16 protein-coding genes are annotated in these 16942 nt (G+C 55.1%); 8 read left to right on the forward strand and 8 right to left on the reverse strand.

The features are described from left to right. Positions 1-139: 139 nt before the first annotated feature. The 4 genes from CMO10_RS06060 (at position 140) to CMO10_RS06075 (ending at position 4290) form a co-directional block, all read left to right on the forward strand. A complete protein-coding gene (locus CMO10_RS06060) occupies positions 140-1327 on the forward strand; it encodes a vWA domain-containing protein (protein WP_297019647.1) in 1188 nt (395 codons plus the stop codon). A gap of 134 nt (positions 1328-1461) precedes the next feature. After that, positions 1462-2526 carry a glycerophosphodiester phosphodiesterase gene (glpQ, locus tag CMO10_RS06065; RefSeq protein ID WP_297019650.1) on the forward strand — a complete coding sequence of 355 codons (1065 nt, stop codon included), beginning with the start codon at positions 1462-1464 and terminating at the stop codon, positions 2524-2526. Between the two features lie 118 nt (positions 2527-2644). Further along, positions 2645-3247, forward strand: a complete 603-nt coding sequence (gene wrbA / locus CMO10_RS06070) for an NAD(P)H:quinone oxidoreductase (RefSeq protein ID WP_297019653.1) — start codon at positions 2645-2647, stop codon at positions 3245-3247. 179 nt (positions 3248-3426) lie between these two features. Beyond that, positions 3427-4290, forward strand: a complete 864-nt coding sequence (locus CMO10_RS06075) for a pirin family protein (protein ID WP_297019656.1) — start codon at positions 3427-3429, stop codon at positions 4288-4290. A 105-nt stretch (positions 4291-4395) separates the two neighbouring features. Here CMO10_RS06075 and CMO10_RS06080 read toward each other — a convergent pair whose 3' ends face one another. The 3 genes from CMO10_RS06080 to CMO10_RS06090 all read right to left on the reverse strand — a co-directional run bounded on the left by CMO10_RS06080 (position 4396) and on the right by CMO10_RS06090 (position 6838). Continuing rightward, positions 4396-5400 carry a hypothetical protein gene (locus CMO10_RS06080; RefSeq protein ID WP_297019659.1) on the reverse strand — a complete coding sequence of 335 codons (1005 nt, stop codon included), beginning with the start codon at positions 5398-5400 and terminating at the stop codon, positions 4396-4398. Between the two features lie 125 nt (positions 5401-5525). After that, entirely contained in the window at positions 5526-6317 is a 792-nt protein-coding gene (locus CMO10_RS06085) for a hypothetical protein (RefSeq protein WP_297019661.1), read from the reverse strand. Beyond that, positions 6314-6838, reverse strand: coding sequence for a sigma-70 family RNA polymerase sigma factor (locus CMO10_RS06090; protein WP_297019664.1), 525 nt, complete (start codon positions 6836-6838; stop codon positions 6314-6316). Before CMO10_RS06090 ends, CMO10_RS06085 begins: the two co-directional genes overlap by 4 nt. Before the next feature lie 200 nt (positions 6839-7038). Between CMO10_RS06090 and CMO10_RS06095 the strand changes: the two genes are divergently transcribed. Continuing rightward, positions 7039-7989, forward strand: a complete 951-nt coding sequence (locus tag CMO10_RS06095) for a hypothetical protein (RefSeq protein ID WP_297019666.1) — start codon at positions 7039-7041, stop codon at positions 7987-7989. A 203-nt stretch (positions 7990-8192) separates the two neighbouring features. On the opposite strand, the gene CMO10_RS06100 is transcribed toward CMO10_RS06095, so the two are convergent. Beyond that, positions 8193-9407, reverse strand: coding sequence for an NADP-dependent isocitrate dehydrogenase (locus CMO10_RS06100; RefSeq protein WP_297019669.1), 1215 nt, complete (start codon positions 9405-9407; stop codon positions 8193-8195). Between the two features lie 420 nt (positions 9408-9827). Between CMO10_RS06100 and CMO10_RS06105 the strand changes: the two genes are divergently transcribed. Continuing rightward, positions 9828-10001, forward strand: coding sequence for a hypothetical protein (locus tag CMO10_RS06105; RefSeq protein WP_297019671.1), 174 nt, complete (start codon positions 9828-9830; stop codon positions 9999-10001). A gap of 80 nt (positions 10002-10081) precedes the next feature. Here the strand turns inward: CMO10_RS06105 and CMO10_RS06110 are convergent, their stop codons facing one another. Continuing rightward, positions 10082-10723 (reverse strand): TetR/AcrR family transcriptional regulator, encoded by a 642-nt coding sequence (locus CMO10_RS06110; protein ID WP_297019673.1) that lies wholly within the window; start codon positions 10721-10723, stop codon positions 10082-10084. 94 nt (positions 10724-10817) lie between these two features. On the opposite strand from CMO10_RS06110, the gene CMO10_RS06115 reads away from it, so the two are divergent. Together CMO10_RS06115 and CMO10_RS06120 are read left to right on the forward strand one after the other, a co-directional pair. Then, positions 10818-11921 carry an HlyD family secretion protein gene (locus CMO10_RS06115; RefSeq protein WP_297019676.1) on the forward strand — a complete coding sequence of 368 codons (1104 nt, stop codon included), beginning with the start codon at positions 10818-10820 and terminating at the stop codon, positions 11919-11921. Beyond that, positions 11921-13501 carry a DHA2 family efflux MFS transporter permease subunit gene (locus tag CMO10_RS06120; RefSeq protein WP_297019679.1) on the forward strand — a complete coding sequence of 527 codons (1581 nt, stop codon included), beginning with the start codon at positions 11921-11923 and terminating at the stop codon, positions 13499-13501. The genes CMO10_RS06115 and CMO10_RS06120 overlap by 1 nt, the downstream gene beginning before the upstream one ends. Positions 13502-13682: 181 nt before the next feature. Here CMO10_RS06120 and CMO10_RS06125 read toward each other — a convergent pair whose 3' ends face one another. The 3 genes from CMO10_RS06125 to CMO10_RS06135 all read right to left on the reverse strand — a co-directional run bounded on the left by CMO10_RS06125 (position 13683) and on the right by CMO10_RS06135 (position 16888). After that, positions 13683-14753, reverse strand: coding sequence for a cytochrome-c peroxidase (locus CMO10_RS06125; protein WP_297019682.1), 1071 nt, complete (start codon positions 14751-14753; stop codon positions 13683-13685). A 396-nt stretch (positions 14754-15149) separates the two neighbouring features. Further along, positions 15150-15998: a carbohydrate ABC transporter permease gene (locus tag CMO10_RS06130; protein ID WP_297019685.1), complete on the reverse strand. Its 849-nt coding sequence runs from the start codon at positions 15996-15998 to the stop codon at positions 15150-15152. Further along, positions 15995-16888: a carbohydrate ABC transporter permease gene (locus CMO10_RS06135; RefSeq protein WP_297019688.1), complete on the reverse strand. Its 894-nt coding sequence runs from the start codon at positions 16886-16888 to the stop codon at positions 15995-15997. Before CMO10_RS06135 ends, CMO10_RS06130 begins: the two co-directional genes overlap by 4 nt. Positions 16889-16942: the final 54 nt, after the last annotated feature.

Genomic DNA, 16942 nt, shown 5'->3' on the forward strand with positions numbered 1-16942 from the left:
TGGATCGTCCGGCTATTGCGCGCGCAACGTGCCCGAAGGACGCGTCTTTGTCCACTATTCGGTTGTATGGAAATCCGTCAAATACCGTAAAGGTTTTGTCTGTAGCGGCAGGGCGTTTGGCTGGAGCGGGAAGGTTCTGATGTTTATTGGCTTTTTCTATAAGCTGAAAGATGCGCGCATTCCGGTCAGTTTGCGCGAATATTTGACCTTGCTTGAGGCCGTTGAGAAGGGCTTGGCAGGCTATTCGGTTGAGGATTTCTATTATCTGGCGCGTTCGGCCTTGGTGAAGGATGAACGCCACCTTGATAAGTTCGATCGCGTATTTTCCGAGCATTTCAAAGGCGTGATCGACCTGACAGAGGGGATGGACGAGGTCGAGCAGACTGAAATCCCCGACGAATGGTTGCGCAAGCTTGCCGAGAAATTCCTGAGTGACGAAGAAAAGGCCGAGATCGAAGCTCTTGGCGGATGGGAAAAGCTGATGGAGACGCTTAAGCAGCGTCTTGAAGAACAAAAGGGTCGCCATCAGGGCGGCAATAAATGGATCGGCACGGCCGGAACATCGCCGTTTGGTGCTTATGGCTATAACCCGGAAGGGGTGCGGATCGGGCAGGATAAATCCCGGCATCGTCGGGCGGTCAAAGTCTGGGACAAGCGGGAATTCAAGAACCTTGATGACAGTGTCGAGATCGGCACGCGCAACATCAAGGTGGCACTCCGGCGCCTGCGCAAATGGGCGCGGACCGGGGCGGCGGACGAGCTTGATCTGCTGAGCACCATTACATCTACCGCGCGTCAGGGCTGGCTTGATGTTCAGATGCGCCCGGAACGTCATAACGCAGTCAAGGTGTTGATGCTGTTTGATATTGGTGGATCAATGGATGATCACATCAAGGTCTGTGAAGAACTGTTTTCAGCGGTCAAAACCGAGTTCAAGCACCTTGAATATTACTACTTCCACAACTGCCCCTATGAAGGGTTGTGGAAGGACAATGCGCGGCGCTGGAATGATCAGGTTTCGACATGGGATGTCATCAATACCTATGGCGCGGATTACAAGCTGGTGATCGTTGGCGATGCCACAATGAGCCCCTATGAAATTACCTATCCCGGTGGTGCTGTGGAATACTGGAATGCCGAAGCCGGTGCTGTCTGGATACAGCGATTGCTTGATCATTTTGAACATGCGGCCTGGATCAATCCGCAACCGGAAAACTGGTGGCGGCACCATCAATCGATCCAGATCATGCACAAACTGATGGAAGGGCGGATGTTCCCCCTGACCCTTGACGGGCTGGATCGCATGACCGGGGAACTTAACCGCTAGACTGGCGTTTTGACCCTAGGTAACAGTTTGATGAAGATTGCGTGCAAGACGCGGGGATGCGTTTTTGTAATACCAAACCCCGCCTATAGTCCTTGATCACAAAAGGACACTGGATAAGGAAACCCGGGATGCAGATGAGCAAATTGATCAAGTCGACCCTGCTTGCGTTTGGCGGACTTGCCGCCGCAACCATGATGCCTGTGACTGGTGAGATGAATTCCGCCAATGCACAGGCACTTGATCAGGAAATGGTGGTGATCGCCCATCGGGGGGCGTCGGGATATCTGCCCGAACATACCCTGCCGGCCAAGGCTTTGGCCTATGGCATGGGGGCGGATTACATCGAACAGGATGTGGTTCTGTCCAAGGATGGTGTTCCGGTCATCCTGCATGACATCCATATCGATACCACCACCGATGTTGCCAAAAAATTCCCCGATCGCAAACGTGAAGACGGGCGTTATTACGCGATTGATTTCACGCTGGCTGAGCTCAAGACCCTGAATGTGACCGAACGGTTCAAGGCCGATACCGGCAAGCAGGTCTACGAAGATCGCTTCCCGGGCGATTTCGGGATGTTCAAGATCCCGACCCTTGAAGAGGAAATCAAACTCGTTCAGGGCCTGAACCATTCCACCGGGCGCGATGTTGGCATCTATCCGGAAATCAAGGACCCGGCTTTCCACCACGCTGAAGGGCAGGATATCGCCAAAACCGTCATCACGGTGATGGAGCAGTGGGGCTATAACAATCCGGATTCAAATGCTTTTGTGCAGTGCTTTGACTGGGCGGAAACCAAGCGTATCCGTGAAGAGCTCAATTATCAGGGCAAACTGGTGCAGCTTCTGGGTGAAAACCGCTGGGGCCCGCCGGAAGGCACGGATTACGACTATCTGAAATCCGATGAAGGCGTTGTCGAGATGGCACGTGTCGTCGATGGTATCGGTCCGTGGTTGCCGCAGGTGATCAGCGGACTGAGCGAAAATGGCACGGCGATCATGACGCCGACCCTGATCGCCGCCCAGCGGGCGCAATTGAAGGTGCATCCCTATACGCTTCGGGCCGATCAGTTGCCGAAATGGGCGGGGGATATGCAGATCGCGCTCAAGGCGATTTTCGATGATGCCGGGATTGATGGCATCTTCACCGATTTCCCCGATCAGGTTGTTCAATACCTCGCGCGTAATCCGGACGCCTGACGGCTTTTCTGATCGCGTTTCGTCCTGATCACGAACAGTTTGTTTCCAAGCTGGCCGTTTTCAGACGGACAATCTGACGCCATCATGTGGCGAAAATTTATTCACCAAGGAGGCCAACGTGGCAAAAGTACTGGTTCTTTACTATTCGATGTACGGACATATCGAGACGATGGCAAACGCGGTGGCAGAAGGCGCACGCGGTGTTGCTGGCACGCATGTTGATGTCAAACGCGTTCCGGAAATCATGCCCGAAGACGTCGCAAAGTCCGCTGGTGCCAAGCTTGATCAGGCCGCACCGGTCGCAACCCCGGCTGAACTGGCCGATTACGATGCGATCATCTTTGGCGTGCCGACCCGCTTTGGCAACATGGCATCCCAGATGCGTAACTTCCTCGATCAGACCGGCGGTCTGTGGGCAGAAGGCAAACTGATCGGCAAGGTCGGTTCTGTTTTCGCATCCACCGCGACCCAGCATGGCGGTCAGGAAACCACCATCACCTCGACCCATATCACCCTGATGCACCATGGCATGGTCATCGCCGGTGTGCCCTATAGCTGCCCGGAACTGAGCAACATGGATGAAATCACCGGCGGTACGCCTTATGGCGCGACCACCCTTGCCGGTGGCGACGGTTCCCGTCAGCCGTCCGCCAACGAACTGGCCATCGCCAAGTTCCAGGGCAAGCATGTTGCAGAACTTGCAGCAAAGCTTGCTGGCTGATTTCAGCCACTCGTTCAAGCGATCTAGGCAGTGCAGGGTTCCTGCGCTGCCTTTTTTTTGTTGCCATCTGATAAACAATCAGATGCCTGATTGGGCCTTGTTCGGCGACAGTTTTGTGCGACCATGCCTGTCATGAAAATTTGTCTGGCAGGATTGCCGATGGCACAGGAGATTTTGAAATGTCTGAATCTGTAAAAAACGCACGGGCTGTTGAGCGGGTCTTGCGCGCGATGGATACGTCCGATGGCGCGGGTGTGTCGCTGCGCCGTTCGATCGGGACGCCGAAGCTTGATATGCTTGATCCGTTCCTGATGCTTGACTCACTTTCGACCGATAATCCGGATGAGTATATCGCAGGCTTCCCCGAGCATCCCCATCGCGGGTTTGAAACCGTGACCTATATGGTCGAAGGTGCAATGCGCCATAAGGACAGCATGGGCAATGAGGGCGTTTTGCGTTCGGGCGGCGGTCAGTGGATGACGGCCGGAAGCGGGATCGTACATTCCGAAACACCTGAACAGGAAAACGGTCTTTTGCAGGGCTTCCAGCTTTGGATCAATCTGCCCGCCAAGGACAAGATGATCGACCCGCGCTACCAGAATATGGAGCCCGATGAACTGCCGGAAATCTCGCCAGCTGAGGGTGCGCAGTTGCGTCTTCTTGCCGGTTCAATGCATGGGGCAACCGGCCCGATCAACGGTATTTCGACCGACCCGGTCTTTGTCGATGCCAAGCTTGATGCCGGGGCAGAGGTCACCGTTCCGCTGCCCGAGGGGCATACGGCCGTGGTCTATGTCTTTGTCGGTGACGCGGTTGTTGGTGGCAAGGATGTCCCGACCCATCACCTGGCGATTTTGAAAGATGGTGATGGTGTCACGCTTAAAGGCGGGGCAGATGGAGGCCGGATGCTGGTGATCGCCGCACGCCCGATCCACGAGCAGGTGGTGCGCTATGGACCGTTTGTGATGAGCAGCAAGCAAGAACTGATGCAGGCCTTTGACGACTATCAGCGCGGGACTTTTGTTCGTAAGGCTGCGTCGTAACATCAGGCACTTTAGATACCAGAAAATGCAAAACGCCCTGATTGTCGCTGGTCAGGGCGTTTTGCTATTTTAAAGGCGGCTTTTGCCTGAAATGACGATCTGTTGTCAGGATCCACTGGTTTCGGCTTCAACGGCCTCGGCAACTTCGTCTTCAATCACCCAGCGATCATTCATCCGGCAGGCCGATTTGATTTGTGTGCTGGTGCGGTTGCGCGCTGTCAGTTCCTGACGATAGGTCCGACACCAAATGCCCTTTTCGGTTTGAACCGTTTTGAGCGGCGTGATCGCTATTTCTAGGGCACCGTAAGTGGCGGTTTGGGCGTCGCCGGAATTGTTGTTTTCAAGTGACTGCTGCACCGTTTCGGCGAGGATATCCTGTGCCGGTTGGGCGATCTTTGCCGGGGCCGGACCATACGTCATCAGTTCTTCGCTGTGATCGCTTCCCGAATTCCATTTACGGTCGCGTTTGACATAGAAGCCGATGTCGGGCGCGTACCACCAACGGGTCGTTTGCATCCACCATTGTTTGTAATAGCGCGAACATTCGATCACGAAGGTGTCAAAGGTGCCGGCGGGAACTTCGACCGTTTCTGTTGCGGGAACCATGCAGGTTAGCCACTGATCATACTCGTTGACCGAGCCAGTGTCGGGATCAACATTTGCTGACCGCGTTGAAATGCGGACATGGGTGCCATATTGAAGAGGCCAGATGGTGCCAGCACCCTCCTTGACCATCGCCGAACCGGAACGTTTGCGGTCTTCATCATCGGTGTAGGACCAGTCAAGGATCGGGCCGGTGAAATCGCGGCTCATTTCAAAAAGGTAATCGCCACCACCGTTCCAGAGGATGTTCTCACCCTTTATGTCCTCGACATAAATCGCCCGGCCGTTGTCATAGACAAAGGCATCGCCAATGCCGAAGTCGGGCAGGGTTGCGGTCGAAAGAGCCGGGCCGGTATTTTCGGTTTTCTCGGCATATTGGCCAAGACCGTCATTCAGGCTGTTCAGAGATTGGCCGATTGTATCGAGCGTCTGGCAGGCCCCAAGCAATGAAAGGCTTACAACGTAAAAAAGCGCCGTCATCGGGCGCTGATAGCTTGGCAATCTCATTCGTCTGATCCTGCTCATTCTTTTTATCAACGGGCGTTTTCGCCCTTGTTCTCTCACTCGACTGTTCTGGTCGCACATACAAAAACAGGCAGCGACAAAGAGCCTCGCATCGCTGCCTGTGTATTTCAAAGTTTTTGTTTTGGTGTGGTGTCGTTTTCGCCATCAAGTGCTGGAAGCTCGATGCCCGGGATCAGGCGATAAACCGTTTCCCATTTGCCGTCTTCGGTACGGCACGCACGTCCAAAGAAACCGTCCGGGCCGCTTTCGGTACGATCAGCGGGAAACGTAACGTGATATTCCCGGCAGAACAGGCCGCCCTGGCGGAAGGTCCGCAAGGGTTCGATTTCAACCGCACCATCGGTATTGGGCGAAGTGCCTAGCGAGACATGACGAATATCCCCGCTCAGCGTTTTCTCAAGCGTCATGCTGATTTCTTCATCCAGCACCGGATTGTTGACAGGGGAATAAAACGCCGACGGTGCCGTGTTCGCGGCAATGTCAGCAACGCCCGCGTCGCGCGACGTTTCGTTAAACCAGTTGCCACCGACAAATGCCAGAAGGACAGCCGCCGCCGCGCCAATGCCGGTCCAGATCGGCTTGTTGTTGTTTGCCGCAGACTGGCTTTGGCCGCGTGCCTCAATCTCGCTTTTTTCAACGAAGTGGCGAGAAGCGGGCTTTTTCTGATCAAGGATATCTTCGATGTCCTGGGCCAGTTCCGGATAAACACGATCCGCCAGCAAGCGTTCGGCCTGATTGCGCAGGACAACCGATTGACCGGCCATGATGTTGAACTGTCGCGTCATGACCGGGCATTTAGCGATCCGGTCTTCAAGTTCGCGACATTCGGTCGGGACCAGTTCGCCATCAATATAGGCAGACAGCAAAACGTAGTCCTGATCTTCCAGTTCCTTGCTCATGACGAACCTCTTTGAATGCTGTCTTTGTCTGTTGCTTTGCCGTCGTCATCATGGAGCGAGGCAAGTGTCTTTCTGGCTCTGGCGACCCGGCTCATGACGGTGCCGTCGGGCACGCCAAGGATGTCACCGGCTTCGCGATAGCTGTATCCTTCGATCAGGACCAATGTCAGTGCGGCGCGTTGTTCTTCGGCAAGCGAAGCCAAAGCGGCCTGCAGGAACATTCGATCCGTCCCGCCATGTTTCAGGCCGGGAAGGGCCGTTTCGCGCGCATCTTCGAACGAGATCACATTGCCCTGACGCTGATCGCGGCGCTTTTCATCAATCCAGCTCGTCTGGATGATGCGATAGAGCCAGCTATCAAGGCGCGTGCCCTGTTCAAATTGAGCAATACGCTCGACGGCCTTTATATAGGCCGTTTGCACCAGATCCTCTGCCGCGACAGCATCACGTGTCAGCGAACGCGCAAACCGCAATGCGCGTGGCAGAAGTTCTGCAAGCTCTTTTCGTAAAGCAATGTCCAAACCAAACGTCCCATCCATGATCGAAGGCGCAAATTTTTGGTCTTATTGGTCATATAACGACGGGGCGTGGCTGTTTCTTCCCTCGGTGATCAAAAAAATGTCGGGAAAAATAATTTCAGGGTCATGGGAAGAAAAATCGCTGCCCATGCGTTGTCCTGTCAAATGAACGCGAATTTCACTGCATGGAAGTGGAGCAAACAATGTTGATCACAGAAAAGAAAACACTGCGCACCCGGATTGCCACAGCAGGCATTCTCGGATTTGGCGCCTTTGCATTGGTGGTCACGCCCCTTTCATTTGATGTCTCCAAAGTTGACCTGACGTCCAAAACCGCGTTTGCCCAAGGTAACGGCAATGGCGGCGGTAACGGCAACGGTGGTGGCAACGGCAACGCTGGCGGTAATGGAAACGGCGGTGGAAATGGCGGTGGTAACGGTGGCGGCAATGGCGGCGGTCCCGGTGGCAACGGCAATGGCAATGACGGTCCTGGCGGTGGCAACGGCGGCGGGAATGGTGGTGGTCCCGGTGGCGGCAACGGTAATTCCGGGCCGGATGGTCCGGGCAATAGTGGAAATGCCGGTGGTAACGGCGGTGGCAAAGGCAACAGTGCCGATGCGCCGGGAAATAGTGCAGCAGCGCGCTCCAACGCCAAGGGTCTGGGTATGCAGGCCGGGGGCGTTGGGCGCGGGGCATCTGCCGCAGGGCGCGGTGTTGCCGGTGAAAAAGGCGCACCTCCTGGTATTGCAAGCGCACCGGGCCTTGCCGGCGCGCTTCCACCGGGTATCCAGCGTGTCTTTGGCGCGGCGACCGGGCCGGATGTCGATCCCGATGTTGAGCGCGACATCATAACCAAAGGCTGGAAAGACCTGACGGGTCCTGGCGCCGGTGATGACAGCGATACGCCTGACGATGGTGAGCCGGATTCCGGTGATACCGGCGATACGGGTGACGCTGGAGACACTGGTGATACCGGTGGCACGGGCGAAACGGGTGATGCTGGCGAGACGGACGGTACAGGTGACACCGGTGAAACTGGCGATGCTGGTGACACGGGCGATACCGGAGAAACCGGTGATACCGCTGGCACAGGTGATGAAGGAGATACAGGCGATACGGGTGACACCGGTGACACCGGAGACATAGCCGCCTAAGAGGTCCCAGTTCAAAGCAGCTGATCCTGCTTTGACCGCAGCGGCCTGAGCCTGGGCCGCAGCAACTTACACCCCGCTTGGTCCCCCGCCAGCGGGGTTCTTTTTGTCCAGGCGTCAGTGATCCGATAGGAAAAAGAAAACCCCTGCCAGTTGCCCGGCAGGGGTTTTACGTGTTGGCAAAACTGCCAGTCTGATCAGATGGATCAGGCCATTGCAGCTTTCAGACCTTCGTCCAGTTTATCGAGGAACTGGTTGGTGGTCAGCCATTTCTGGTTCGGGCCGATCAAGAGTGCCAAATCCTTGGTCATGAAGCCGGCTTCGACGGTGTCGACGCAAACTTTTTCAAGGGTTTCAGCAAACTTGACGACTTCCGGGGTACCATCGAACTCACCACGGTACTTAAGACCCTGCGACCAGGCAAAGATCGACGCAATCGGGTTGGTCGAGGTTTCTTTGCCCTGCTGGTGCTGGCGATAGTGACGGGTCACGGTGCCGTGTGCAGCTTCTGCTTCAACGGTCTGCCCATCCGGGGTCATCAGAACGGAGGTCATCAGACCGAGCGAGCCGAAGCCCTGTGCAACGGTGTCGGACTGAACGTCGCCGTCATAGTTCTTACAAGCCCAAACGAAACCACCGTTCCATTTCATCGCACATGCAACCATGTCATCGATCAGGCGGTGTTCGTAGGTGATGCCAGCTGCTTCGAACTTGTCTTTGAATTCGGTCTGGAAGACTTCTTCGAACAGGTCCTTGAAGCGGCCGTCATAGGCTTTCATGATGGTGTTCTTGGTCGACAGGTAAACCGGCCAACCGAGCGACAGACCATAGTTCATGCAAGCACGTGCGAAGCCCTTGATGCTGTCATCAAGGTTGTACATCGACATGGCAACGCCCGAGGACGGGAAGTCAAAGACTTCGTGCTCGATAGCTTCGCCACCGTCTGCCGGCTGGAACTTGATGGTCAGTTTACCTGCGCCCGGAACCTTGAAGTCGGTCGCGCGGTACTGGTCACCAAATGCGTGACGGCCGATAACGATCGGCTGGGTCCAACCCGGAACCAGACGCGGAACGTTCGAGCAGATGATCGGCTGACGGAAAACGGTACCGCCAATGATGTTACGGATGGTGCCGTTCGGCGACTTCCACATCTTTTTCAGATCAAATTCTTCGACGCGCTGCTCATCGGGGGTGATGGTTGCGCATTTGACACCAACGCGGTGTTCCTTGATGGCGTTTGCCGCATCAATGGTGATCTGGTCGTCGGTCTCGTCACGTTTCTGAACCGAAAGATCGTAGTATTTCAGGTCAACGTCGAGATACGGCAGGATCAGTTTGTTTTTGATGAAGTCCCAGATGATCCGGGTCATCTCATCGCCGTCAAGTTCGACGATCGGATTCTTAACTTGAATCTTGCTCATAGAATACTCCCTTGCTGGCCGCGGCCGATATACAGCGCGGCTGCCATTCAAGATGGTTAAATCTCTGTCTTCCGGCGCGCGAGGGAGCGCCCTGGCCGCGTCGGGAGTGCGCAACATACAGTAAGCCACCGGAAAATCAAAGAGGGCTGGGATACAACAATGTGATGAGGGGCACGAAACCCGGAATTCTGCGCCTTACCGTGGCCTGGTCTGGCGATTTTTGTTGCCAAAAAGATCAATAATCCTGATCGTTTAGGCAAATTCGACGAGACGTTCGAAAAAACGTTCTATCGGCTTCACGCGATTGATTTTTCTGATCCGGATCAATGACCGGACGGTCAGTTAAGCGATATCGTGATGGTAATGCCGGTGAACAGGGGGAGACTCCGGTAACCGGGACTCCATCAAAGGGGAACTGTCATGAACATGACAAATGAAAACATCATCGTCCTGATCACCTGCGTGTTTGGTTTTTGCCTGCTTGGTTTTGGCTTTACCAATCGTGATCGTAATTGGGGTGTGGTGATGATGTGGGTCGGGATCATTACGATGCTCGCCCCGATCGCATGGCGGTTGTTGACCCTGTTTGATTAACAGGTTCGGCAATGCTGCGGAAACGGGGTCGGGGGACCATGTTTTGTGCCAACGCATTGCCGCAGTTTACGAAGAACCATTCAGGACGTCATGTTCGCGGGATCAAACCCGTAACCCCGTAAAAACATATCAACAGCAGCAATGACATGTTCGTGCAGGTCATTGGCCTGCGGTTCCCAGCCAACATAGGTCATCTGACGAAAATCGTAATCGGCCTTAAGCAGGCTGGTGAAAAATACCGCGGCCTGGGCGGCATTGCCCTTTGGGAAATTGCCCAAAGCCATCTGGTTTTCGAAATAGTCGGTAATGATCCGCCGACCCGTCATTAGGCCGCTTTCATAAAAAACTTTCCCCAAATGCGGGAAACGCGGCACTTCCGAAAGATAAAGACGCAAATAGCGGATGGTGTCGGATGTTGTCAGCATCGTCATCAGGGTTTCACCAAACTCGATCAGGGCATCGCGCAACGGCTTTTGCGCCAGATCGAGATCGGCCAGCATTGACGTGACTCGGCCCGTGCAATCGCGAATGACGGCCTCAAACACCCCATCCTTGTTGCCAAACAGTTCGTAAATCGTGCGGCGTGATCCACCAGCCTCGGCCGTGATCATTTCCAGTGTCGTACCCGCAAGCCCATGTTCGCAAAACAATTCGCGCGCGGCTTCGATCATGGCTTCGCGACGTTTCAGGGTTCTGGGATCAATCTTCTTGGCGTCTGACACAGGGGTTTTCCGATTCCGGACTTGACGTTTGGTACTGGTTAGTACCATAAATTCATAAATGGTACTGATCAATACCAAAAGGAAAAATCAGGCAATGAGTGTGAAGAAAATCATTCTGCCCCTGATCGCAGCAGCGATTATCGGTGGCGGTGGATATTACGGGTACTACTGGGTGACCGAAGGTCAGTACCATGAAAGTACCGATAACGCCTATCTGCAGGCCGATGAGGTCGCCGTATCGCCCAAGGTATCGGGATATGTTGGTGATTTGCGGGTGGCGGAAAACCAGCCGGTGCACAAGGGCGATCTGCTTCTGACCATCAAGGATGAGGATTTCCGCCTTGAACTGGCCGAAGCCGAAGCAGCTCTTGAAGCGCGCCGGTCTGCCGTGGGCACCATGGAAGAACAGATCACCCTTCAGGATGCAGCGATCAAACAGGCAGCAGCCAACGTTGATATTGCACGCGTCGAACTGGAACGCGCCAGTGATGATTTCAAACGCTATGACGATTTGGTCAAAAAGGGTGCGGCCAGCCGTCAGAAGTTTGATTACGCCAAGGCCGATCGCCAGACCGCTCAGGCACAGGTGGCCGCAGCCAATGCAACTTTGGCCGTCGAAAAAGGCCGTCTTGGCGTTTTGCGCGCTCAGAAGATCGAGGCCGAACGTGCCGTAAGGCAGGCCGAAGCCGCCCGTGATCTGGCGCAGCAGGCGCTTGATGATACCCGCATTTATGCGCCGTTTGATGGTGTGGTCGGCAACCGTTCGGTTCAGACCGGTGCCTTGGTCCAGCCGGGCGAGCAGCTTCTGGTTCTGGTGCCGCTTCCGGGCACTTATATTGTTGCCAACTTCAAGGAAACCCAGATCAGCCATATGGCACCGGGCCAGAAAGTAGCGGTTGAAGTCGATGCCTTCCCGGATGCCGAGATTATCGGCCATATCGCAAGTTTTGCCCCGGCTACTGGCGCGCAGTTCAGCCTGCTGCCACCGGAAAACGCGACTGGCAACTTTACCAAAATCACCCAGCGTGTACCGGTACGGATCGAGCTTGATGACAGCGAATGGGCCAAGGCATTGCGACCGGGCTTGTCGGTGGTGGTCAATGTCGATACCCGCAATGCCAATGGCGAAGAAGAACTTGCTGGTGTTGGCCTTGCCCGCGGTGTGGTCCCGACTGCGGAACTTTCGGAGCTTAACTGATGGCAACCGCCAGCCCGGCAGTGCACACCCAATCTGAAACACGTCCGATGGAAACCGCCCAGTTTGTCGGCTGGGTGGCGATGGTTGTCGGCATGTTTCTGGCGATCCTTGATATTCAGATCGTTGCCAGTTCGCTTGAAAACATTCAGGCGGGTCTGTCGGCGAGCCCGGATGAAATCGGCTGGGTCCAGACGAGCTATCTGATTGCCGAAGTGGTGATGATCCCGCTATCGGGGTTTCTGTCGCGCCTGATGTCAACGCGCTGGCTGTTCGTGATTTCTGCGCTTGGCTTCACGGTGATGTCGGTGGCATCGGCCTTTGCATGGTCGATTGAAAGCATGATCTGGTTCCGCGCGATGCAAGGTTTCTTGGGCGGGGCGATGATCCCGACCGTCTTTGCCACGACCTACATCATCTTCCCGCCAGAAAAGCGTAATGCAGCTTCGGTCATGACCGGGTTGATCGCCACCATGGCCCCGACGATCGGTCCGACCCTTGGCGGGTTTTTGACCCAGTCACTCTCCTGGCACTGGCTGTTTCTGATCAATGTTATTCCCGGCCTTATGATTGCGGCCGTGGTCGCCATGACACTGCGCGTGGACCGTGGTGATATTGGGTTGCTCAAGGGCTTTGATCTGCGCGGGCTTTTGTCGATGGCAGTGTTTTTGGGCAGTCTGGAATATGTCCTTGATGAGGGTCCCAAGGATGACTGGTTTGATGAAACCGCCATCATATACGGCACGATCACATGCATTGTTGCCGGGATCTATTTCTTCTGGCGGATGTTTACCTATGACAAGCCGATTGTGGATTTGAAATCCTTTGCTGATCGCAACTTCACCATGGGCTGTGTGTTCAGCTTTACGCTTGGTGTAGGGCTATATGGCAGTGTCTATGTCATGCCGCTGATGCTAGGCCGCGTGCGGGGCTATGACAGTCTTGAGATCGGCGTGATCATGGCGGTGACAGGGATTACCCAATTCCTGTCGGCACCGATTGCCGGGAAGATGACAGCGAAATATCCGCCGCGCGTGGTGCTGGGCATCGGGCTTGCGCTTTTTGCCGCGGGTCTTGCCATGCACGGGTTTAATACCAGCGAGGTTTCCTTTAACGAGCTGATCTGGCCGCAGGTCGTGCGTGGGGCGGCGTTGATGTTTTGCATGTTGCCGGTGACCAATCTGGCCCTTGGCACCTTGCCGCCGGAAAAGATCAAAAACGCCAGCGGGCTTTATAACCTGATGCGTAATCTGGGCGGGGCGATTGGTATGGCTGCGATCAATACGTTGCTTGATAAACGGATCGATTATCATTTCTCGATCCTGTCCGATCATATCAACCCGGCCAGCACCGCGTTCAAGGACTATCTGGCGACCATCACGGCGCGCTATAGCGAGATGGGCCTGCCGGACCCGCATGCAGCGGCAATGAAATTCATCGTCGGCATCGTCAATCGCGAAGCCTCGATCATTTCATTTAATGACGTCTATTTGGCAATGGCAGCGGCCTTTGTCTTTGCATTTCTGTTGCTGCCCTTTGCCAAGCCACCACGCGCCATGGCGGGTGGTGGTGGCGGTCACTAGGTGCCTTTGGAATTTTTGAGATGGTCGCACACAGTTCCCCCGACCCCGGCAAGCCTAGCTTGCGTGCGACCCAACCGGTCCCTGCTTTGCAGGGGCCGGTTTTTCTTTGAGGTCTATTGGGAAAAGAAAACCCCCGCCATGTTTGTCTGGCGGGGTTTCGCAAGTTCGGTTTGGCTTATGATCAGTTGGCGATCATGGCTTCCGGTTTTGGCGTGTCTTTGGAGCTGACCGGCAGGATCGGGTAGGTGACCTGCGGTTCCTGACCTGTCAGGGTCTGAAGGAAGGCGGGGATTGCCTTGACTTCGTCATCAGACAGTTCTGCACCCAGCTGCGAGCTGCTCATGATCGCGACCGCCTGTTCCAGATCCCAGACCTTGCCGGAATGGAAATAAGGTGCGGTGAGTGCGATGTTACGCAGCGGACCTGCACGGAAGACATAGTCGTCACTTGCGGTCTGGGTGACAGCAAAGCGGCCCTTGTCATCTGGCGGCAGGACTTCGGAGCCCGGCTGTTCGACAACACCGAACGGATAGTAACCGGTACCGCCGACATTGACCCCGTTGTGGCAGGATGCGCAGCCGGTATCGATGAACAGTTCAAGACCGGTCATCTCGGTTTCGGTCATGATGGTGTCGTTGCCTTCAAGGAACTGGTCAAACCGGGATGCCGGGGTGATCAGGGTTGCCTCGAATGCCTCGATAGCCTTTGCCATATTGTCAAAGGTGACCGGATCGTCTTCGCCCGGGAATGCCGATTTGAAATGTTCGACATATTCCGGCATGGATTTCAGAACCGTCACGACACGCTCTGGCGTGCTGGCCATTTCAACGCCGGCCTGAACCGGGCCTTTGGCCTGTGCCTTGAGGTCTTCTGCACGGCCGTCCCAGAACTGAGCTTCGTTGAATACGGCGTTCAGAACCGTCGGAGCGTTACGCGGGCCTTTCTGCCAGCCATGCCCGATGGAGGTTTCCAGGTTGTCATCCCCGCCCATGCCAAGGTTGTGGCAGGTGTTGCACGAAATGATCGCACTGGAAGACAGGCGCGGTTCAAAGAACAGCATCTTGCCCAGCTCAACCTTTTCACGGGTGACGGCATTGCCTTCGATGGCCGGAACCATCGACGGAATGACTTCAAAATATTCCAGCGCGCTTTCACGAAGTTCGGCTGGTTCTGCCGCGATTGCCGCACCGCCAAGGGCACATGCCGCAACGGTCGACAGAAGGGCTTTGGTAAGTAAACGACGGGATTTCATTTTGTCTCTCCCATTTTGGTGGTCCGGGTACTACACCAAGAACGGGGTTGTGAAACCCTGATTTACATCAACCAGATATCTAAAAATTGTTTATTGTCAATGCATTAGTTTTAATTTCAATAATGAGGATTCGCATCTGACCGGTATTCATCATATAGGCATAAGAAAACGCCCGGGTGGGAGGCCCGGGCGTTAAAGCCCTTCGGGAAAGACGCCGAAAGGCGCAAGATGTTGCTGCCACACCACGTACGGGGGAGATCGCGTGGCTCTTCGCACGTGGTGCGCGAAGATACATCCTGCAGGGATCAGTTGCAGGATCCAGTCTGATGCAATCGCGCCGTGAAGAAAAGAGATCGAGAACACACCCTTGATCGGAAGCGACCATGGGGCAGGTGCCTAGCGAATACCGGCTCGCAGGAACGCCTGAATGAATTGCCGCTGAAAAATCAGGAACGCGATCAGAAGTGGGGCAATGGTCATGATGGTCGCAGCACTGATGACCGAGATATCTACCCCGGTTTCCGGCGCACCAAACAGTGACAACCCGACTGTCAGCGGCCGGGTTTCCGGCGAGTTGGTCACAATCAACGGCCACAGGAAGTTGTTCCAGTGCGTGGCAATCGAGACCAGCGCGTAAGCCAGATAAACCGGCTTGGCCGCAGGGACATAAACCTTCCAGAGAACACCCATCCAACTGCATCCCTCAATCCTTGCGGCTTCTTCAAGTTCGACCGGGACGGATTTGAATGCTTGCCTTAACAGGAAAATGCCAAACGCGCTGGCCATATAGGGCAGGCCGATGCCAAGGGCGGTGTCAAACAGGCCAAGCTTGGAAACGATGGCATAGTTTTCGACAATCAGGACTTCCGGCAGGATAAAGAGCTGCAGCAGAACAAGGATAAAGACCGTATCGCGGCCCTTGAATTCAAACCGGGCAAAGGCGAACCCGGCAAGGGTACACAGCACCAGCTGGCCCGCAAGGATCAGGGTGACGAGGATCACGGTATTGGCAAAATACCCGCCCCACGGCACTGCCCCCCAGACATAGGTGAAGTTCTCGAACGTCAACGGGTTGGAAAAATCCAGACCAAGGGCCGTGCCCGATGGCTGTAACGCCGCCCAGGCGGCAAACAGCAATGGTGAAATCCAGACAATTGCCAGAACCCACGCACCAATCGCATCAAGCAGCTTGTCGAAATCGGGCAGGGTGAGTTTGGTGTTTGCAATGGTGGTGTCTGTGTTCATCGGTAGTGGGTCCGTTTTTCAACCAGTCGGAACTGCGCGACGGCAACAAGGCCAAGGGCGAGTAAGACAAGGATGGTCATGGCGGCGGCATGCGGGCTGTCGAAATAGGCAAATGCCATTTCCCAGATCCAATAAAGGATCAGCTTGGACGCATTGTTTGGCCCGCCTTTGGTCAGGATGAACAGATGGTCGATCAGTTTGACCGAATTGATCATCGCATTGACGAAGACAAAGATCGTGGTAGGCATTAAAAGTGGCAGTAGCACACGCCTTGTATAGGTCCAGCGACCAGCGCCCTCGATCCGGGCGGCTTCACGAAGGTCCGGCGGGATGGTCTGAAGCGCGGCCAGATAAAAGATCATGAAGAACCCGGCTTCTTTCCAGATCGTCACAATGATGACGGACGCAAGTGCCGTTTCCGGCTGACCAAGCCAGTTGGTCGGTGATGCGCCGAAAAAGCCGGTGATCTGGTCAATGACGCCAAGGTCGGGCGTATAGAAAAACAGCCACAAATTGGCCGCGGCAATCATCGGCAAAATGGTCGGGGTGAAATAGGCACTGCGCACAAACGAGCGTGCCGGGATATGGGCGTTGGCCCAAAGCGCCATGACGAGCGCAAAGATAATCGAAACCGGAATGGTGACCCCGGCATAAATCAGGTTGTTGGTCGCTACCGTCCAAAAGGTCGGGTCGGCAAACAGATCGCCATAATTTTCAAACCCGGCAAAGACCGACGGGCGGCGTGATGTGCCGCGCGTAAACAGGCTGTGCCAGAAAGTCGCAATGGCCGGGTAAAAGGCAAACAGGCTCATGAGTGCCAATGCCGGTGCGGCCAGCATCCAGCCATAAAGCGCAAGCCTGCGTTTTTGAAGTCGGGCCATTTCGTTCATGGTCGGCACGTCCTGCGATCAAAACGGATAAATAAAATCATCAAAGAAAAGGCG

The sequence above is a fragment of the Thalassospira sp. genome (assembly GCF_002709775.1).
In the GTDB taxonomy this organism is placed as follows: domain Bacteria; phylum Pseudomonadota; class Alphaproteobacteria; order Rhodospirillales; family Thalassospiraceae; genus Thalassospira.